A 19540-nucleotide genomic window follows, 5' to 3' on the forward strand; every position below is an offset into this window, starting at 1 on the left:
GCGACGCCTTCGTTGTAGGTCTTCATGGTCTGCGCCAGCGTCTCCGCGTGCACGCCCATGCGGCGGGCGAGCGTGAGCCAATCCGTGGCGTCGACGACGACCTCAAAGGTCAGGTACTTCGAGAAGGTCTCGGCGCGCTTCGCGTCCGCCGCGTCGAAGATCACCCAGGTGATGTCCTCCATCGCGGCCTTTTCGGTGAGATCAGGCACGGCTTCGTTCACGAACCGCACGCCGCGGCCGTTGACGAGCACGCCGTTCGGGATCCCGCCCGACAAAGCCACCGCACGGTCCAATTCCGCGTAGCGGGCGCCCAAGCCGCCCGCGATCACGTGCGCGTCCTCAAAGACCGCGGCGCCCGCGGTCTCCGCGATGCGGATCCCGTCGCCCGTCGACGTTTTCGCGGCGGTGGCGAAGGGCGTCAGCGCCGTCCAGCGCGGCATCGTCGAGATGACGCGCTCGATGTCGTAGGCGAACCCGCCCGTCGCCAGCACGACCGCCGGGGCGTCGACCTCGTAGCGGGTGGCGCCGTCCTGGGCGAGCACCCGCGTCACGGCGCCGTCGGAACCGTCGGCGCGCTCGATCTTGTAGAGCGCGGTCGAGGTGAGCATCTCAACCCCGGCCGCGCGGGCCGCGTCTTCGAGCTTTTTGACCAACACCATCCCCTCAACGGCGAGGCTCCCGGCGTTGTCGTTCTTGAAGTTGACGCCGAGCTCAGACAAAAGGGCGAGAAGCTGGGGCTCGGTCTTCCTGAGCGCCTCGCCCGCAGGCGTGGCGTCCCCGGTGTCGAGACTCGAAGGCTTCGAGAGCGAGCAGCAGGCCAAAGCGGTGGATCCGCCCAGCGTTTCGTGCTTTTCGATGAGAAGGACCTTCTTTCCCGCCTTCGCGGCGGTGAGCGCGGCGGTGAGACCAGAGCCGCCACCGCCCACGACCACCACGTCGGCCTTGACGGTCTTCCCGGGGAGGGTCGCGGGGTCGACCGCGCCGGCTTTCAAGAAGTCGTTCAGATCCCCGCCCGCTTCGGTGACGGCCTGAAAGACCGCGCGCAGAAGCGCGGTGGTCGATTCCGTCGCCCCCGACACGGTGTCGACGTCAAGGCGCTGACGGCGGACGACTTCGGTCGCGACGTTCTTCATGGGTTCGAGCGCGATGTAGTCCGTCTCGTAGTTGTCGCCGATCGCCACCGCCTCGATGCGGTCGGCGGTGAGCGTCACGCGGACGGTCAAAGGCCCGTTGTTGCCGCGCACGACCTCTTCGTAGACGCCGGGCTTCATCGGCGTCGGGGCGGCCGCATAGGCCGAGGAGGCGAGCGCCGCCGTCACGGCGAAGACGGAGAAGACGGAAAGGGCGGAGAGCGTCGCCGCGGCGCTGCGGCGAAGGGCGTGACGCAGAGGCGTCGTCGAAAGCTTGTCGTGCATGGTCTTGGTCTCGAAATCCTTTGTGGCCGCCCGCCGTGCCTTCCGTGAGCCTTCTCGGAGGCTTCTTCGTGTTCGGAAGGGCGTCGACGGGGGATCTTAGTACCCGAATCCCGGGCGGTCGGAGGTATCGGAAAGCATGGCGGAAAACCATTAAGTCGCGCTGAATGACGGGTGTCTTCGGGTTTTTACGGAGCCCTTTCGGGTTTGACCTTGATCAGACCGGCTCGGTACTTCATCCGTACGGCCGACACCGCGCTATGATGCGTTTGGACGCGGATGCGGCGTCTTCCGGACGGCCTCCGAGGCCCCGGCAGGAACGCTTTCCCGCGCCCGCAGGACCAACCCGTTTGAGGGGCCCGCCGGCCGATCGTTTCGTTCATTTCGTTTCGGTCCCAGGTCTTCGCCCCCGGCACCGTTTTCTTTCGAACAAGGAGCACCAGATGACCACTCGTGACGCGGTTCCCGCCCTTTGCCCCGACATGCTCGAACGCGTGAAGACGCTCGAAGCGACGCCCGCCGTCGCCGCCGCGCTTCAGGTGTGCGAGACGGAAGTCGAGCGCGCGATGGCCGAACAGATCCACATCGCCGAGATCGAATCGCCCACCTTTGCCGAAAAGGTCCGCGGCGAGGAGATCATGCGCCTGATGCGTGAGTACGGCCTGAAGGACGTCGTGATGGATCCCTCCGGGAACGTCGTCGGCCGCCGTCCGGGTTCCGGCGCGGGCCCGACGCTCGCGATCGCCGCGCACTTGGACACGGTCTTCCCGGCGGGCACCGACCTCAAGGTCCGCAAGGAAGGGAACCTCTACTACGGTCCCGGGATCGGCGACAACGCGTCGGGGCTACGGAGCATGCTCCAGGTTCTGCGCGCCTTGGAAGCCGCCAAGATCGAAACCGAAGGCGACATCCTCTTCGTGGGCACGGTCGGCGAAGAAGGCAACGGCGACATCAAGGGTGCGAAGGCGCTCTTTGACGGCTCCCGCAAGATCGACGGCTTCATCGCGCTCGACATGGCGGACGTCTACACCGTCCAGAACGGCGCGACGGGCTCGCACCGTTGGCGCCTCGCCATCGAAGGGCAGGGCGGCCACTCCTACCTCGACTACGGCCGCGTCCCGTCCGCGATTCACGCGATGTGCCGCGCGGGTGCGCTCATCGCCGACCTCGAACTCCCCGAAGACCCGAAGACCACCTACACGATCGGCACGATCAAGGGGGGCACGACGGTCAACACGATCGCCGCGCGCTGCGAAGTCGACGTCGACATGCGCAGCGTCTCCGTCGAAGAGCTCGACAAGCTTGAAAAGACGGTGTTGGCGGCGTTTGAGAAGGCCGTCGAAATCGAAAACGCCCACTGGCCGAAGGCCGACGCCGAGCATCAGTTGAAGCTCGTCAAGACCCAGATCGGCAACCGCCCGGCGGGGCTTCGCCCGGCCGACTGCCCGGCCGTTCAGGCGACCCTGGCCGCGATGAACGTGATGGGTCTCGAAGTCCGTCAGTGCCGTCCGTCTTCGACCGACACCAACATGCCGATGTCGATCGGGGTGCCGAGCGTCTGCATCGGCACGGGCGGGAAGACCTGCCTCGAGCACAGCCTGCGCGAATACTTCGACTCGACCGATATGCAGAAGGGCCCGCAGCTGGCGCTCCTGATCACGGTCGCGCTCGTCGGGCTGAAGGGCGAAAAGCCCGCGCTCCCGAAGATGGCGTAAGTCTCGGCACGAACCATCGACGCCGACGGGGTCCGAGGGCTTCGTCGGCGTGTCATCCAGCTCCGGCTTCGGTCGGAGCTTTTTTATTGATGACGGTCCAAGGTTGGGATGTAAGCGGCGATCGCGGGCGGATAGTTCTGTAGGCTGATGCTTGAAGAGCTTATGGATTCTCGAAATATCAACGACTTGGATGAATTCCCATAAAAGAGACCCATAACGCATGGGGCTATAAATATCCGTTGAAAGGTGATAAACTCTGACTAAAGGTCAAATCGGACCCCACCAAGGAGCGTATCCGCCATGATTGAAATTCCCGAAACCGAATCTCTGACGGTTGAGTTCAAATCCGCTCCCAAATCCGGCCTCCAGGACAAGACGGTCATCGATGCCGTGGTCGGCATGGCCAATACGAACGGCGGCGTCATCTATGTCGGCGTTGCCGACGACGGCTCCGTCAGCGGGATTGAAGACCGAAAAATCAAGTGGGCGGACCCCGCGAAGGCCAAGGCGTTCATCTATGCGAACACCATGCCGCCCGTCGCGGCGGAAACGGAAGTTCACGACGTGGAGGGAAGGCTTGTTTTGATGATCCTCGTTCCGAGGGCGTCGGGCTTGGTGTCCACCATGGACGGCCGGTTTTTGGAGCGGAGGATGAAATTCGACAAGAGCCCCGGCAACTTCCCGATCTATTCCTACCGGATCGCGCATTTTTTGGCCCAGCAGGGGATGTTCGACTACACGGCGACCGTGGTGCCCGGTTCTTCGATGGAAGATCTCAATCCGAAAGAGCGCGAGCACATGCGGAAGGCCATCGCTGAAAACGTACCGACCTCGTACCTTCTTCAGCTCTCGGACGAGGACCTGGACAGGGTTTTGGGTCTCGTGCACACGTTTGAGGATGGGACGACGCTCCCCACGGTTTGCGGTCTTCTTCTGATCGGACATGAAGAGCGCATTCGGGCGCTGCTTCCGAACGCGGAAGTGGTGTTTCAGCGTCTCGCCGGGACGATCGTCCATAAGACCGAAGAGTTGCGGCTCCCTCTGATCAGGACGTATGAGGTCTTGATGGATAGGCTCACGGACGTGAATCCGGAAACGGAACTCATGGAGGGCTTTTATCGTGAGGGCATACCGGATTTCTCTCCGGCGGCCTATCGTGAAGGAGTGCTCAATGCGCTCATTCACCGGGACTACACGCTGCCGAGCCGGATAAGCGTTTGCTTTGACGATGAGGGCTACACGATCACTAGCCCCGGCGGATTCATGCGCGGCATCACGTTGGACAACCTCCTCACCGTTGAACCCCGCTATCGGAATCCGCGGTTGGCGAATGCGATGAGTCAGATCGGACTGGTTGAGCGTGCGGGCAGGGGCATCGATCTGATTTTTGAGGATTCGATCGTTTGCGGCAGGGAATGGCCCGACTACTCCGACTCAACGGACGACTCCGTTCGTCTGATCCAGCGAAGGCGTCCGATGGATGTGGAGTTTTACCGGATGATCAAGCGCCTCAAAAAGATCAGGGGCGCGTCCACGATGGTCACGCTGATGATTCTTTCCGCTCTGCAGATGCACGGTGTTCTTTCCAAGACCGAGCTTGCGGAGAAGACGCACTACAAGCCCGAACTGATCGCCTTTCATTTGGGACGGCTGGAGGAGGAAGGTTTCGTCGAACGGCTGGGTTCGAAGCGTTCCGGCTTCATGATTTCGCGGAGCGTGTACGCGGGACGCCAAACCAGCGGGCGCGGGCCGAGGCGGGGACCCAATCTGAAGGAACCCGTTTCAAGCGCGGAGGAAACGCTTCTGGACGCGGCCTTCCGGAAAGGACCTTTGGCGCGGAGGGACGCCATGTCGCTCCTCAATATCTCCGACAAGCAGGCGTACGGTCTCTTGTCGAGGCTTTGTGAGCGCGGACTTTTGGAGGCGGTTGGAAATCGGAAAGCCAGGCGCTACCGGTTTGCGCAGTAATCCGGCGTAAGTCCATCGAGGAAGAGCTCGCCCGACACCCGGGTGAGCTCTTTTTCTCGATCCCCTTCCGGGTGGGGCCGCGGCGTCGACGCCCCCGCAGGTCCCACCCCTTCCATCGGCTAAAATCTCTCACCTGCGGCCCGCCCCCGCGGCCCCGCCTTTTCCCCGCCCGGAATCCGACTCCCGAAGACGGTTGAGACGCCCGGCAGCGCAGAGGAAAAGCGTGCGGTCGGGGAGGGTCGTCGGACAAAAGCAAGACGGTTGTAGAGACAGTATTTCGGTAGAGAGATGGCGAAGAAGAAGGACGAAGCGCAGACGACGGAGACCCCGCTGCTGGAGGTGCCCGTGCTCGGGAAAAGCCGCGCGAAGTCGGGGGCGAAGAAGCCCGCGGCGAAGCGTGCGCAGAGCCAAAAGAGCGCGAAGGGCACGAAGGCGGGTGCGAAGGCCGTCGCGAAGACGCCGGCGGCGCCCAAAACGTCCAAGGCGCCCGAAGCCGACGCCGGCCTCTTCGAAGGGTCCCTCTTCGCCGACGACGCGTTCGACATCGTGACCGATGCGGCGGTTGTTGCGGCCGCCGAGGACCCCGCGCCGTCCGCCGAACCTGAAGTCCGGGCGGCCCCCGCTCTCGAGGAGCCGCAGGAACCCAAGGAAGAACGGAAAGAGAAGGAAGCGAAGGAAGAGGCTGCCCCCAAGCGTCTCGGCGCGAAGCGCCGTGAGCGCAAGAAGCCCGTCCTTCCCGAAAACGACGCCGACATTCCGTTCGACCCGATGACGCTCCCCGAACCCCCGGGGGGCTTCACGGGGGTGCTCTCGAAACCCGTCGACCCCAAGATGCCGAACACGGCGCCGGCGCGTCTCCCCGACCATCTTCTCGTGGAGCGCGCGAGGCTCGCGCTCGAAGACGAAGAGGCGCTGCGGCAGAAGAAGGGCCGCTTGGGCCTCGGCACCCGCACGAATCCCTTGACCGCGAAGCTTCGCGGTCTCCTCTACGAAGCGCTCGAAGACGCCGCCGACCGCCTGGTCGGCCGCGCCCCCGACGAATTCAACCTCGTTCCGCTCAATCCCGTGCGCGTCGTCCTGGCGCTCTCGGGCGGGCGCGACTCGATGGCGCTCCTCGACGTCGCGGCGAGGCTCCTCAAAGAAAAGAGTCAGTCGCTTCTCTCACAGCTCACCGCCGTCTACGTGAACCACGGGCTCTCGCCCAATGCGGATCAGTGGGAAGCCCACTGCCGCACGGAGTGCGAACGCCGCGGGGTGCCCTTCCGGGCGGTCCGCGTGTCGGTGACGCCCGAAGGCGACGGCGTCGAAGCCCGCGCACGGGAGCTCCGCTACAAGGCGCTTGCCGACGAAGCGGTGAAGCTCGAAGCCGACATCGTGATGACGGCGCACCATGAGGACGATCGCATCGAAACGTTCCTGATCCAGTGGCTCCGCGGCGCGGGACCCGAGGGCCTTGCGGCCTTCCCGCGCGAGCGGATGCTGACGAGCCCTGGGGCGCTCCCGCTTTCGGGCGCGGCCGCCGCGGCTTCCGCCGCTGATCAGGAACCGAGTCTTTTCTCTGAGGCCGACTCGGCCTTGGGCGCGATGGCGGGAGAAGGCGCTCAAAGCGCTGATCCCCACCCGCTTCACGCGGGCGGTCTGATGCTCGTGCGCCCCTGGTGCGCGGTCCCGGCGGAAGAAATCCACCGCTACGTCCGGAACATGAAGCTCAAATGGGTCGAGGACGAATCGAACGCCGACCCGAGCTTCATCCGTAACCGCATCCGCAACGAAGTCCTCCCGCTTCTCGAATCGATTCGGCCGGGCTTCCGCGCCGCCGCGGCGCGAAGCGTCGCGCTCGTGGCCGAAACCTGTGAAGTCTTGAAGAGCGTCGCGCAGACGGACCTGGAGCGCTGCCGCTCCACCCGCAACCCCCAGGCGCTTTCGATCTTCGCGCTCCTGCAGCTCGTGCCCTCGCGCCAGGCCTGGTGCCTGCGCGCCTGGATGGCCGAGCACGGGATGGCGGCGCCCTCCAAAGCGCGGCTCGAAGAGATGCTCCGGCAACTGCGCGAAGCGTCCTCCGACATCAACGTCCACGTGCGCGTCAAGGACCGTGAAGTGCGCCGCTGGGGGAGCGACCTCGTCGTGCGCGACGCGGAACCGGAAGCCTCCGAAACCCAGGGCGACGCCGCGATCCGCACCGAGACGATCCGCTTCACGGGCGGCGACTGGACGCTCCCCGATTGGGGCGGCGTCTTGGCCGTCATTCCCTGCGCCGAGGACGAACCCGGCATCGCGCTGACGCGTCTGCTCGATCCCGACGCCCGGATCGAAGTTTCGAACCGCCGCGGCGGCGCCAAGATGAAGCTCTGGCCCGCGCGCCCGAGCGCTCCGCTGAAGGACCTCTACATCGAAGCGGAAATCCCCGCGTTCGAACGTCCGGCGATGCCGCTTCTGCGCATCAACGGGGCCTTGGTCTACGCGTCTGGTCTCGGGCTCGACCTCCGTCAGGCGGACGACCCCGTGAAGCACCCCGAGCGCGTGCGCTTTGAATTCCACAAGCAGAAGGGCCTCTGGGAAGCGGCCGGTCCGGTGAACTTCGCGGACCTTCCCGACGCGCTCCGCCGCGAAAAGGAAGAGGCGAGGAAGAAGGACGCCCGCGCCCGCCGCCGTGAGGACGCGCGCAGGAAGCTCGAAGCCCGCGCGAAGAAGGAGAGCGGCCGGAAGTAACGGCCGCGCCCGGGGAGGAAGCCGTGGAGACGAAGAAGCTCGCCGCAGAGGTTGAGGCGGTGGAAGCAGCGGAAGCCGCTGAAGCCCCTGAAGCAGAAGACGCACCGGAAGTCACCGTCGCGCCCGACCTCGACGACCCCTCGCAGTTCGAAGACGCGGGGGTCGTGGGCGAGAGCGTCCCCGGCTGGACCCCGGCGGGGCCCGCAACGGTGCCGCCGACGGCGTTTGCGCAGAGCCCCGACGGCACGGTCAACGAGCAGTGGAGCGTCAACCTCTCGCCCTCCGCGGTCGTGCTCCCCAAGGCGCTCGCAGAGCGCTCCGCGGAGGTGATCCGCTACTGGGAGTCGATCGAGCTTCTCACGCCCCCCGACTTCGAAGCCGACGAGCGCACGGCCCGCTGGACCGTGCGCCCTGAGACCGTCTCCGAGCGCGTCGACCGGACGCGCTGGACCAAGCAGATTTTGGAGGGCGACGACGTCGTCCTCGACCTCAACGCCCCGCCCGAAGAATTGAAAACCGTGCTTCCGGTCTTCCGCGTCATGGTGGGCGTCATCCCGAAGCGCGCGTACTACGCGCACCTGATGCGTACGCTTCTCGTCCCCGGCACCGAAGCCTCCGACGTGGGCGGCCTCGACAACATCCGGGGCGAAGTGTTCCTCGCGTCCTTTGAATTGAATCCCTGGGGCCGGCTCGTTGAAGAGAGCTACGGCGTCACGGGGGCGGTGGGCGTTCTGGACCTCGTGAGGCTCAAACGCGCCTGGGCGGAGAAGCACCCCGCGGAGGCGCGGCGCATGGGGTTCGACCCCCAGGCCTTCACGCCCGACGAAGCCTTCATGAGAAACCTCGTCGTCATGGGGCGCTTCCGCGAGGCCGCCTTCAAGGCGCTCAACTGGGCGCCCCCGGAAAAGCGCATCAACTACGTGGCGGAACGCACCCGCCCCGGCGAGACGGAGGGTAACGCCCCCGCCGTTGAGGACGACTGGGACGGGTACGAGTACGGAGGCCCGGGGCAGGGCGGCCAGGGGCGCGGCGGCTCGTCCGACGGGTCCGCACCCTCCGCGGCGGTCCTCGACGGCGTGCGTCCCATCCGCTTCCGGAACGTCGTCGGGGGCGAGCCCGTCACGCCCGAATGGATCGAAGCCTTCGCGAGGCGCTTGGCCGAACGCATCGGTTGGGAGGGTGACCTCGGGATCGCGGTGCGCATCGAATTCGAGCACCCCTCGCGCAACCTCGAGCCCCGCCGAGACCTGCTGGAGAGCTTCTACCTCGAGGACCTCGGGTCCGTGCGGGGGCGGCTCGTCCCGGAAGAGGCGAAGAAGGCGCTCGAAGCCGCGATGGCGATGGCGGACGTGAAGCCCGAGGCGTCGTCGGAAACCTCCAAATCCTCTGAGTCCTCTTTATCGAACCTCCCCGGCCTCGCCCACGTCCGCCCCGCCGTCGGGATGCCCCTGGCGCGGCTGCTCTCCGCGATGTTCGAGGAGAAGGCGACCGAGCGGGCCCGCCGGGACGTGCTCACCGACCCCGAAGCCCTGAAACCCTTCGTCGCGCCCGCGGCGCTGCCCTTGGGCCGTTGGCCGTTGGACCAACACCAGCACCTCTACGTCGCGCAGCAGGGTGCGGTCGCGCTGATGGCGGGTCTCGGGAAAGCCGGCAAGGCGCTGGACGAGGTGCCGATGGACGAAAGGCTCCTCGCGGTGAACGGCCCTCCGGGCACCGGGAAGAGCTTCATCCTGCGCGACATCATCGCGGACATCGTGGTCGAGCGCGCGAAGCGGATCGCCGGGCTCCCCGACGCGGCCTCGCTCTTTGCGGACGGCCCCGTCGTGCGGTTCCAGGACTGGGATCGCGAGCGCTCGATCCAATCCCCGAACCCCGCCGTGACGGGCGACGGCGTGATCGTCGTGGCGTCCAACAACAACGCCGCCATCCGCAACATCACGGACGACCTCCCCACCGCCTTCTCGCTCGAAAGGACGGAAGCCTTCAGCTACTGGCACGAGCCCGCCGGGGCCTTCCTCTGGGCGACGAGCCCCTCCGCCCCGCGCCCCGCGCGCGGGCAGTCGGACGTGGCGAAGATCCGCAGAAAGCGCTTCATCGACGGCGTTTGGGGGCTGGCGAGCGCCACCCTGGGGCGGAGCTCCAACTGCTCGGCCTTCGAGCGGCACGTGCTGGCGCGCCGCAAGGGTGACCCGAAGAAGTCGCCGCGCGACCGCATCCCCACCGTCACGGACCGCCTTGCCTTCTGGGCGGAGCCCGTGAAGCAATCGGAGGCCCGGACGCGCTGGCAGGAGGTCAAAACCGAATTTCTGAAGGCCCTCGCGGAAGTGGAAAAGCTTCGCGACGGCATGGCCGCGCGCGAAGCCGACATGCTCGCGAAGAACCACCCGCCCGCGGTCTACGTGAAGTCGATGCGGCAGGACCCCGCGCAGCACAAGACGAGCGTGTGGGTGGACGGAGCGTTTGAAAAGGCCCGCGCGGAACTCTTCCTCGCCGCCCTGAACCTCCACCGCGCAACGCTCGAAGCCGAAGCGCCCGTCTGGATCGAGAACCTCGTCTCTGCGGGCCGCTGGCTCATGCGCCCGGGCGAACCGGTGCTCTCCGGCTCCGCCGCGAACGTCCTTGAAACCCTCTCGATGCTGGTCCCCGTCATTTCCACCACCCTGGCGAGCGCCCGGAGGCTCTTCCGGGGCGTGGGGCCGGGTGAGCTCGGCTGGGTCTTCGTCGACGAAGCGAGTCAGGCGACGCCCGCTTCCGCCGTGGGTCTACTCGACCGCGCCAAGAAGGCGGTCGTGATCGGGGACTCGCGGCAGCTCCGACCGATCGTGCCGATGCCGGAGCGCTTGTGCGAACACCTCCGCCGCCGCGCGCGCGGCGTGGACGAGAAGTGGTCTCCCGCGAAGAGTTCGCTTCAGGACCTCGCAGACCGCGTCATGCCCTGGGGCACGACGATCCGCGACGCGGTGTCGGGAACGGACGTTTGGACCGGGTTTCCGCTCCGCACGCACCTCCGATGCCAGTCGCCGATGTTCGACATCGCGAACGCCGTCTCGTACGACGGTCAGATGGTGCAGATGACGCCGCGCCGGGACGCGGCGGTGCCGGAACTCTCCTGCTGGCTCGACGTCGACGACACGCCCGCGACCGGGAACACGTCGGAAAAGCGCGTCCCGCAGATGGACATCGGCGCGCACGCGACGCGAAAGCAGGTGAACGCGTGCGAGCTTGAAGTGTTGGAAGGGGTGCTTCGCGGCTTCAACCGCACCGCCGCCCTGGAGCGCACGAGCATCTTCGTGATTTCCCCCTTCCGTGCGGTCGCGAACGCCGCGCAGAAGCTCATCGAAGCCCACCGTTGGGAGGAGCGCTACGCCGCCGACACCGTCCATAGCTTCCAGGGCCGCGAAGCCGACGTCGTGATCCTCGTCTTGGGGAGCCGCCACGGGAAGGACGGGCGCCCCCAGCGCCGCTGGGCGAGCAACCCCGCGAACCTCATCAACGTCGCGGTGACGCGCGCGAAGCGCGATCTGATCGTGATCGGGTCGCTCTCCGACTGGCGCTCCGAAAAGCTTTTCGGCATCGCCGCGCGGCTCATGCGCCGGGGCGTGCTCCTCGAAGGCGAAGTCTTCGAAGACGCCCGCAGCGCCCAGGCCACCGCGAACCGCCTCGCGACCGAAGCCGCGGGCGTGGGGTTGGATGCGCTCCTCGACGTGCCGACCCCCGGAGAAGCGAAGGTGCAGGCCAAAGAAGAGGCCGCCCGCAGGCGCGAGCCCTCGACGGCCGAGGCCGTCTACCGTGCGGTGGACGCGATGCGCACCGACCCGGCGGCGCCCAAGGTGGGCGAGGAGAGCGGGAGGGTGCCCGCAGCGAACCCCACCCCGCAGCCGGAAGCACCTGCGGCGAAGCCGACGTCCGCGCCGAAGACGGAACCGCAGAAGGCCCCGGAAAAGCCCTCCGGGAAGACGCCGGAGAAGCCTGCGGAGAAGGCCGACGAAGACCCTCTGGTCGTCCTCTCGAAGCCCATCGACGACGTCCCCTGGACGTGGTGAGCACTTTCATGAGAAACCCCGCCGGGCGCACCCGACGGGGTTTGAACTTCTTTGCCTGGAAGGCCTCGGCCCGCGGGGGGGCAGCCCCCGCCGTCCTCAGCCTTTCACCGGTCTCACTCGACGCGCGGCACCGTGAGGCTGCCTTCCGGCATCAGGATCACGGTGGGCTTTTCACCCACGTATTCCCGCGCCAAGGCGAACGCCTCTTCCGGCGTCTTCACCGCGGCGGTGAAGAGCATGTCGTGGGCGAGTTCGGGGTCGAGGCTCGTCACCAAAATGAAGCGGGCCTTGGAGAGCGGGCGCGTGACGGCGAAGGCCTTGTTGGCGCCGATCCTGAAGTTCCCTTCCAATTCCGCACGGATCGCTTCCGGGGTCTTGAGCCTGCGGAAGGTTTCTTCCAGAACCGCGGAGCCGGACCCTTCCTCGCAGTCGGCGAAGAGGATGACGACGCCCCCTTCACGGACCGCGCACATCGCGTTGTCCATGGTCTTCTGCATCTGGTAGACGTTGATGTCCTTGGGGTAGCCGCCGCAGGAGGCGACGACCAAGTCCGCTTCCTGCGGGATCACCGCGCCGTAGACCTGGTCGACGAATTTGCAGGCCTCGCGGTGGGCTTCACGCCAGTCGCCCGCGAACATCCCGACGAATTCGTGCTTGGCGTTCAAAATCGCGTTGAAGAGGAAGAGGGAGCGCCCCTTCGCGAAGATCTCCACCCCTTCCATCTGGTCCTCGTAGCAGGGGTTCCCGACGGTGACGCCGAGGGCGGCCTTCGGGTCCAGCATGAAGCTGTGGTTAACTCGCACGGTCTCCATCGCGGCGCAGCCGGGAAGGATCGCCTTGCGCCCGCCGCCGTAGCCGGAGAAGTAGTGGTGCACGATCGTCCCCGTCATGATGATGTGGTCGACGTCGCAGAGGTGCTTGTTGATGCGCACCGGCGTCCCGCGGGACGTGGTCCCGAACTCGATGAAGTCTTCGTCGATCGTGGAGATCGAGTTGTAGGTCTTCAAACGCTTCGCGACGTCCGCGCCCACCTGCGCGGCCATTTCCTCCTCCGTCATCGCGCGGTGTGTGCCCAGGGCGAAGACGATCCGCATGTTCTCGTCGGGGATGCCGAGGCGGTTCAGTTCCTCCACGAACACCGGCATGAAGTCGAAGCTGTTCGCGACTCGGGTCGGGTCGTTGCAGATGAAGGCGACGGTGTCGCCGGGCTTGACGATCTCGGCGAGGGGCTTCGTGCCGATCGGGTTGCGGATCGTCTCCAGGACCTTCTCGCGGATCTGATCCTTCGGGATCACGGGAAAGGGGCGCGTGCGGACTTCCGAGATGACGAGGTCGTCGTCGATCGTGAAGCTCTTTTCGCCGCGGCCGTAGGCAAAGCTGTAGGTGCGCTCAGTCATGTTCTTCTCTCTCAGATGTGGTCGTTGCTGTGGTCTGATGGATCTGTTCGATTCCGCACCCGGCTCACGAGGGAGCTCGGGGCGAAGGCGGTCCGCGGGATGGTCTTGGTCGTGCGGTCCGCCCGAAATCGGTCGGGGCCGCTCTTCGCCTTCCTACGGCCTAGAGCGGCGGGCCAATCCAACCATTATGAGGGCATGTGAACTTTATGTGCCGGGCGCTATTGACAAGGCGCAAATTATCCGTAGAATGTCAATTCTCCCGCGGGGCTGAGGCCTCACGGAGAAGTCAGAAAACATGGTGGGCGTAGCTCAGTTGGTAGAGTCCCGGATTGTGATTCCGGTTGTCGTGGGTTCGAGTCCCATCGCCCACCCCATGTTCCTCTGAAGCCTGAAAAGTCCCGGGATCCGGTCGGATATGCGGGATTTTTTGTTTTTCGGCAGCCCGAAAAACGGAAGAGGCGTCCCCGTCTCCGGAAACGCCTCCCGTCAATCAAGCGTCGGCCTGCGGCCGACCGCTCTTAAAACATCTGAATCTGCGGACGACCGCCTTCCAGGAACGTGATGCAGCCGCTTCGGCCCGCGCATTCCGTGTCGTCCAGCTCCCAGTCGGGGAGGACCCAGCGCTCGATCGCGGCGCCCACGTGGGCGGCCGGGCGGTGCGTGTGGCCGTGGATCACCATGTCGACGCCGGCTTCGCGGGCGGCCTCCGCCACGGCGCGTTCGACCACGTCCATGTCGGCCAAGCTCTTCTCACCCTTGTCGTACTCGCTCTTCGCGCGGGCTTCCTTCGCCATGGCGATGCGCTCGGCGACGGGCTTCTGCAGGACGGCCGCCTGCCACTGGGGGTTCCGCACCATCGCGCGGAAGGCCTGATAGTCTTCGTCGCGAAGGCACCAGGCGTCGCCGTGCGAGAAGAGGATGGGGCGGCCCATCACGTCGATCTTGATCGGGTCGGCAACGAGTTCCGCGCCGCAGGCTTCGGCGAAGTCCGGCCCCAGCATGACGTCGCGGTTCCCCTGCATGATGATCACGCGGCGGCCGGTCGAGGTGTAGAGCTTCAGTTGCGAGACGATCGCCTGCGCCTCACCCATCGCGTCGTCGCCGATCCAGAAGTCGAAGAGGTCGCCGAGGATCACGAGTTCCGCGTAGCGCGGCGCCACCGTCTTCATGAAGCGCAGGAACCCCATGATGGTCTTGGGCTTTTGCGCCGTGAGGTGAATGTCCGAGATGATGACGGGGTTGGTGAGCGGCGGCACTTCCTTGAGGCCGGCGTTGACGGGAAGCTTGGCGAAGTCCATGGCGGGTCCGTACGTGGTTGGCTTTTGGGGTGGTGGTTCCTGCTGATTTTAAAGAAGGCCGGCGGCCTCGGGGCCGTCGGCCTTTCTCAAAATCGCGCGCGGGCGAAATCCGGATTAGAGGATCTCAGCCTTTTCGATCACGATGTCTTCCATCGGCACGTCGCCGTAGAAGCCGCGGGTTGAGGTGCGCACCGCCGCGATCTTGTCGACGACGTCTTCGCCGGCGACGACGCGGCCGAACACCGCGTAGCCCCAGCCGGAGGGCGTGGGCGAGGTGTGGTTGAGGAAGTCGTTGTCGTTCACGTTGATGAAGAACTGCGCCGTGGCGGAGTGCGGATCCGGCGTGCGGGCCATCGCGATCGTGTAGCGGTCGTTCTTCAAGCCGTTGTCCGCTTCGTTCTGGATCGGGTCGTGCGTCGCCTTCTGCTTCATCCCCGGCTCGAAGCCGCCGCCCTGGATCATGAAGCCCTTGATGACGCGGTGGAAGATCACGCCGTTGTAGAAGCCTTCCTTGACGTACGTTTCGAAGTTTTCGCAGGTCTTGGGAGCGTGCTCGTGGTCGAGTTCGATGTCGATCGTGCCGACGTTCGTGGTGAAGCGGATCATCTTTCTCAGTTGTCCTTTGGATGAATGGAAGCGGGCATTTTAACGGAAGGGCCTTCGGCGCATCTCGCGCCGGGGCGTTCTCCTTGGGGTTAGATCTTTGGGTGGAATCCCTCTCGTTCCGATGCCCGCCCGGCCCGGCGCGAAAGATTCTCCGCGCCGCTGGCCTTGGGTGGTGTTGATGGGTGGGGTCGGGCGTCCCCCGTCGGGAGCGCCCGGGGAATTACTTGACGATCTTCGCCGCCTTGATCGTGACGGCCTCGATCGGCACGTCGCGCATCATGCCCTTGGCGCCGGTCTTCACGCCCGCGATCTTGTCGACGACGTCTTCACCGGCGACCACGCGCCCGAACACCGCGTAGCCGTTCCCGTCCTGGGCGCGGTCGGCGTTGAGGAAGTCGTTGTCCGCGACGTTGATGAAGAACTGCGACGTGGCGGAGTGCGGGTACGACGTGCGGGCCATCGCGATCGTGTAGCGGTCGTTGGGCAAGCCCCCGCGGGCTTCCAACGGAATCGGCTGCATCGTCGGCTTTTCGTTCATGTCGGCCGTGAAGCCCCCGCCCTGGATCATGAAGCCCGGGATCACGCGGTGGAAGATCGTCCCGTCGTAGTGGCCCTTCTCGACGTAGGCGAGGAAGTTCCTCACCGTGATCGGCGCGCGTTCGGGAGCGAGCTCGACGGTGATGTTCCCCATCGAGGTTTCAAGAAGCACGCGGGGGTCGCCCGCGGCGGCGTGGGCCGTGCCGAGCGCGAGAAGAAGAGGCGTCGCCATGAGGGCGAGACGGGTGCGGAACTGCATGTGGTTCAACTCCGGAAGTGGTGCAGGGGTGGGTGTGGGTGGTTTGGGTTTGAGCGTGTTCGGATCAGCGCCCGTATCAGAGGCCCGAAGCCGTGATGCGCTTCAAGGTTTTGAGGCGCGTCTGAAGTTCGGCGTTCCTCGGAAAGGAGGGCGCGCTCGCTTCGTAGGCTTCGATGGCGAGCGCGAGGTACACGTCGCCCACGTTCTTGCGTGCGAGCTGGAAGTCGGGATTGATCTGAAGGGCACGGGTCAAAAGCCGCAGGCTTTCTTCCAGATTCCCGAACCCGGCCTCGATCACCGCGAGGTTGTTGTAGGGCTCGGGGATTTCCGGGTAGGCGGAGATGAGGCTCCTCAATTCCTTCGCGCTCTCTTCCTTGCGGCCCAGCGTTTCCAAGGCCACCGCGCGCATGAAGCGGAGCTGCGCGTTCCTGTTGTTACGCTCCAGCCCCAGGTCCGCGAGTTCCAGCGCCTGGGCGCTGCGGCCGTTCTTGATCAGCTTTTCGACCTGCGCCGAAAATTCGTTGTCGTGGAGCGTTTGGGCAAGCTCCTCCATCTGCGTGGCGGAGAAGGCGGGGAGGGCGACGGCGAGAAGACCGGCGGCGATCCCGGCGAAGAGGCTGCGGCGCATGATTCGGGTTCGGAAAACGTGTTTGGCAAAAGGAGGAACGCCTCCCCGGGGACGGCTCCGGGCGCCCTCTGGGCGCCCCGTTCCCCGGAAAAGCGTTCCGGCGCCTTCGGGTGCGTGCCGCGGGCTTTCGAAGGGGGCCGGACGGGCTCTCGGCGCGGGCTAGTCTCAACGGTTGATGAGGCCCGCGACCGGGCGCACGGGCCCCGGCGGACGGCTATACTCTCGAAGATTTATGCCGAATTCTACAGGGAACGGGCCGCCCGCCGATTTGAAAAACGGTAACGACACGCGACCCCGGTACCGGAGGCGTCGCGACTTCTTACAAAGAGGAAGGGGCGCCACCTCGGACCCTTGAGGACTTCGGCGCGGAATTCGTCGCGGACCCGGGCGGCACCGACCCCGCCCCCCTCGTCCGCCCTCCACGCTCAAGAAAAAAAGAGAGTCATCCGACATGGCGCTTTCCATCTATTCGACCCTCGCCCGCGAGCAGCGGCCCTTTGAACCGATCGAGCCCGGCCACGTCCGCATGTACGTCTGCGGCGTGACGGTCTACGACTACTGCCACATCGGGCACGGCCGCACCTTCGTCGCGTTCGACGTCGTGCGCCGCTGGCTCGAAGCCTCCGGGAACAAGGTCACGTTCGTGCGGAACATCACCGACGTCGACGACAAGATCATCCGCCGCGCGGCGGAGCGCGGCGTCACGACCGACGCGCTCACCGCCGAATTCGCCCGCGCGATGCAGGAGGACATGCTGGCGCTCGGCTGCCTCGCCCCCACGCATGAACCCCGCGCAACGGACTACATCCCGCAGATGCTCAACCTCGTGGGGTTGCTCGAGCAGAAGGGCTTTGCGTACCAGGGCGAAGACGGCGACGTCGACTATGCCGTGAGGAAGTTCGACACCTACGGGAAGCTCTCGGGGAAGAGCATCGACGACCTCCAGTCGGGCGCGCGCGTCGCCGTCTCTCAGGGCAAGCGCGACCCCCTCGACTTCGTCCTCTGGAAGAAGGCGAAGCCGGGCGAACCCCAGTGGGATTCGAAGTGGGGGAAGGGCCGTCCGGGCTGGCACATCGAGTGCTCGGCGATGGCGCGTGAACTCCTCGGCGACACCTTCGACATTCACGGGGGCGGCCCGGACTTGGTCTTCCCGCACCACGAAAACGAAATCGCGCAGTCGGAGGCCGCGACCGGCGTGCCGTTCGCGAAGACCTGGATGCACTCGGGGCCGCTTCGCGTCCGCAACGCCGACGGCACGGAAGAGAAGATGAGCAAGTCGCTCGGGAACTTCTGGACGATCCGCGACGCCTTGGCCGACACCGAAAAGGCCTACGGCAAGGGGAACGGCGCCGAGGTGCTCCGCTTCTTCCTCCTGAAGAGCCACTACCGCAGCCCCGTGAGCTTCGGGCCCGGCCTCATCGAAGACAGCCAGAAGGGGCTCGTGCGTCTCTACACGGCCTTGAAGGGCCGGACCTCCGACGGCAAGGACCTCGACTGGAACGAAGCCTTCGCCGCGCGCTTCAAGGCCGCGATGGACGACGACTTCAATACGCCCCAGGCTGTCTCCGTTCTCTTTGAATTGGCGGCTGAGATCAACCGCACCGGCGACGCCGCGCTCGTGCGACAGCTCCTGGGCCTCGGCAAGATCCTCAACCTCCTTCAGGGCGACGCGGAAACGTTTCTGAAGGGCGGCGTCAACGAAGACGAAGCCGCCCGCGTCGAAGGTCTCATTGCGGAGCGCGCCGCCGCCAAGAAGGCGCGCGACTTCGCCCGCGCGGACCAGATCCGCGCCGACCTTTTGGCCGAAGGCATCGAACTCATGGACGGCCCGCAGGGGACGACCTGGCGCCGCATCTGATACGCCTGATTTCAAGCGGCTCAACAAGCCGGAGGGGCTCCCCGGAGCCCCTCCGGACCATGACCCGAACAATCCCCCGAACCCAACCCCGACATCCGAAGAAGACCACGAATGGCCAAGAAAGTTTTTCTCGACTTCGAGCACGACATCGAAAAGCTCGAGACGAAGATCGATGAGCTCCGCGCCCTCGAAGAGGAAGGCAAGAGCACCGTGAGCGTCGCGAGCGAGATCGCCTCGCTCGAAACGAAGGCGGACGAGCTTCTGAAGAAGGTCTACGCCGAACTCACCCCCTGGCAGACCTCGCTCGTCGCGCGCCACCCGCAGCGCCCCTACACGCTCGACTACATCGAAGCGCTCTGCACGGACTTCCACGAACTCCACGGCGACCGCGCCTTCGCGGACGACGAGGCGATCGTGGGCGGCTTGGCCCGCATCGCCGACATGAACGTCGTCGTGATCGGGAACCAGAAGGGCCGAAGCTTGAAGGAGCGCACCCGCCGCAACTTCGGCATGGCGCGCCCGGAGGGGTACCGCAAGGCGCTCCGCCTCATGAAGTTGGCCGAGAAGTTCGGTTTGCCTGTGGTGACTTTCGTCGACACCCCCGGGGCCTATCCCGGGATCGGCGCCGAAGAGCGCGGGCAGTCGGAAGCGATCGGCCGCAACCTTCTGGAGATGAGCCAGCTGCGCGTCCCGGTGGTCTCCATCGTGATCGGTGAGGGCGGCTCGGGCGGCGCGCTCGCCGTCGCCGTCGCCGACGTCGTCATGATGCTTCAGTACGCGACCTACTCGGTCATTTCGCCCGAAGGCTGCGCCTCGATTCTCTTCAAGGACGCCGCGCAGGCGCCCCGCGCCGCGGAGGCGCTGTCGCTCACCGCCGACCGCCTGGCCCGTTTGGGGCTCGTCGACCGCGTGATTTCGGAGCCGATCGGCGGCGCGCACCGCGATCCGCAGCTGATGGCGACGACCTTGAAGAAGTGCGTCGTCGACGAACTCCGCGCGCTCCAGCGCCTCACCACCGAAGAACTCCTTTCCCGCCGCGCCGAGCGCATCGAGCACTACGGGTTCTTCGAGACCGTCGCGAAGGCGGAAGCCGAAGCCGTGACGGTGGCC

General features: G+C 65.8%; 12 protein-coding genes and 1 tRNA gene. 7 read left to right on the plus strand and 6 right to left on the minus strand.

The genetic code is table 11. The features are described 5' to 3' along the window. Nucleotides 1-1415, minus strand: a 1415-nt coding sequence (locus HMPREF9440_RS08480) for an FAD-dependent oxidoreductase (protein WP_008543328.1), incomplete at its 3' end; no start/stop codon positions are given. A gap of 440 nt (nucleotides 1416-1855) precedes the next feature. On the opposite strand from HMPREF9440_RS08480, the gene HMPREF9440_RS08485 reads away from it, so the two are divergent. The 4 genes from HMPREF9440_RS08485 (at nucleotide 1856) to HMPREF9440_RS12360 (ending at nucleotide 11847) form a co-directional block, all read left to right on the plus strand. Next, nucleotides 1856-3127, plus strand: coding sequence for a M20/M25/M40 family metallo-hydrolase (locus tag HMPREF9440_RS08485; protein ID WP_008543329.1), 1272 nt, complete (start codon nucleotides 1856-1858; stop codon nucleotides 3125-3127). A 300-nt stretch (nucleotides 3128-3427) separates the two neighbouring features. Further along, the gene (locus HMPREF9440_RS08490) at nucleotides 3428-5095 is read left to right on the plus strand and encodes an RNA-binding domain-containing protein (protein WP_008543330.1); all 1668 of its coding nucleotides are present in this window, start codon (nucleotides 3428-3430) and stop codon (nucleotides 5093-5095) included. A 288-nt stretch (nucleotides 5096-5383) separates the two neighbouring features. Next, complete coding sequence (tilS, locus tag HMPREF9440_RS08495) at nucleotides 5384-7804, plus strand: tRNA lysidine(34) synthetase TilS (RefSeq protein ID WP_008543331.1); 2421 nt, start codon at nucleotides 5384-5386, stop codon at nucleotides 7802-7804. Nucleotides 7805-7827: 23 nt separating this feature from the next. Continuing rightward, nucleotides 7828-11847, plus strand: a complete 4020-nt coding sequence (locus HMPREF9440_RS12360) for a DEAD/DEAH box helicase (protein WP_008543332.1) — start codon at nucleotides 7828-7830, stop codon at nucleotides 11845-11847. A 113-nt stretch (nucleotides 11848-11960) separates the two neighbouring features. Here the strand turns inward: HMPREF9440_RS12360 and HMPREF9440_RS08505 are convergent, their stop codons facing one another. Beyond that, entirely contained in the window at nucleotides 11961-13244 is a 1284-nt protein-coding gene (locus HMPREF9440_RS08505) for a nickel-dependent lactate racemase family protein (RefSeq protein WP_008543334.1), read from the minus strand. Between the two features lie 298 nt (nucleotides 13245-13542). Between HMPREF9440_RS08505 and HMPREF9440_RS08510 the strand changes: the two genes are divergently transcribed. Further along, a tRNA-His gene (locus HMPREF9440_RS08510) sits at nucleotides 13543-13618 on the plus strand. Nucleotides 13619-13762: 144 nt separating this feature from the next. Here HMPREF9440_RS08510 and HMPREF9440_RS08515 read toward each other — a convergent pair. The 4 genes from HMPREF9440_RS08515 to HMPREF9440_RS08530 form a co-directional block, all read right to left on the minus strand. Further along, the gene (locus HMPREF9440_RS08515) at nucleotides 13763-14542 is read right to left on the minus strand and encodes a UDP-2,3-diacylglucosamine diphosphatase (RefSeq protein ID WP_008543337.1); all 780 of its coding nucleotides are present in this window, start codon (nucleotides 14540-14542) and stop codon (nucleotides 13763-13765) included. 114 nt (nucleotides 14543-14656) lie between these two features. After that, nucleotides 14657-15148 carry a peptidylprolyl isomerase gene (locus HMPREF9440_RS08520; protein ID WP_008543339.1) on the minus strand — a complete coding sequence of 164 codons (492 nt, stop codon included), beginning with the start codon at nucleotides 15146-15148 and terminating at the stop codon, nucleotides 14657-14659. A gap of 220 nt (nucleotides 15149-15368) precedes the next feature. Continuing rightward, a complete protein-coding gene (locus HMPREF9440_RS08525; RefSeq protein ID WP_008543341.1) occupies nucleotides 15369-15944 on the minus strand; it encodes a peptidylprolyl isomerase in 576 nt (191 codons plus the stop codon). A 76-nt stretch (nucleotides 15945-16020) separates the two neighbouring features. Further along, nucleotides 16021-16572 carry a tetratricopeptide repeat protein gene (locus HMPREF9440_RS08530; protein WP_008543343.1) on the minus strand — a complete coding sequence of 184 codons (552 nt, stop codon included), beginning with the start codon at nucleotides 16570-16572 and terminating at the stop codon, nucleotides 16021-16023. Between the two features lie 451 nt (nucleotides 16573-17023). Here HMPREF9440_RS08530 and cysS point away from each other — a divergent pair, with 451 nt between their 5' ends. Next, nucleotides 17024-18430, plus strand: coding sequence for a cysteine--tRNA ligase (cysS, locus tag HMPREF9440_RS08535; RefSeq protein ID WP_008543347.1), 1407 nt, complete (start codon nucleotides 17024-17026; stop codon nucleotides 18428-18430). Between the two features lie 111 nt (nucleotides 18431-18541). Further along, on the plus strand, nucleotides 18542-19540 hold a 999-nt coding region (locus HMPREF9440_RS08540), incomplete at its 3' end, for an acetyl-CoA carboxylase carboxyltransferase subunit alpha (protein WP_087943858.1).

Origin of the sequence: Sutterella parvirubra YIT 11816 (assembly GCF_000250875.1) — a bacterium.
Taxonomy (GTDB): domain Bacteria; phylum Pseudomonadota; class Gammaproteobacteria; order Burkholderiales; family Burkholderiaceae_F; genus Sutterella; species Sutterella parvirubra.

Excerpts from the sequence above, each read along its gene's own strand:
- HMPREF9440_RS08530 (WP_008543343.1), bottom strand. The coding sequence starts at position 16,572 with ATGCGCCGCAGCCTCTTCGCCGGGATCGCCGCCGGTCTTCTCGCCGTC.
- tilS (WP_008543331.1), top strand. The coding sequence starts at position 5,384 with ATGGCGAAGAAGAAGGACGAAGCGCAGACGACGGAGACCCCGCTGCTG.
- HMPREF9440_RS08515 (WP_008543337.1), bottom strand. The coding sequence starts at position 14,542 with ATGGACTTCGCCAAGCTTCCCGTCAACGCCGGCCTCAAGGAAGTGCCG.
- HMPREF9440_RS08485 (WP_008543329.1), top strand. The coding sequence starts at position 1,856 with ATGACCACTCGTGACGCGGTTCCCGCCCTTTGCCCCGACATGCTCGAA.
- HMPREF9440_RS08520 (WP_008543339.1), bottom strand. The coding sequence starts at position 15,148 with ATGATCCGCTTCACCACGAACGTCGGCACGATCGACATCGAACTCGAC.
- HMPREF9440_RS08505 (WP_008543334.1), bottom strand. The coding sequence starts at position 13,244 with ATGACTGAGCGCACCTACAGCTTTGCCTACGGCCGCGGCGAAAAGAGC.
- HMPREF9440_RS08490 (WP_008543330.1), top strand. The coding sequence starts at position 3,428 with ATGATTGAAATTCCCGAAACCGAATCTCTGACGGTTGAGTTCAAATCC.
- cysS (WP_008543347.1), top strand. The coding sequence starts at position 17,024 with ATGGCGCTTTCCATCTATTCGACCCTCGCCCGCGAGCAGCGGCCCTTT.
- HMPREF9440_RS08525 (WP_008543341.1), bottom strand. The coding sequence starts at position 15,944 with ATGCAGTTCCGCACCCGTCTCGCCCTCATGGCGACGCCTCTTCTTCTC.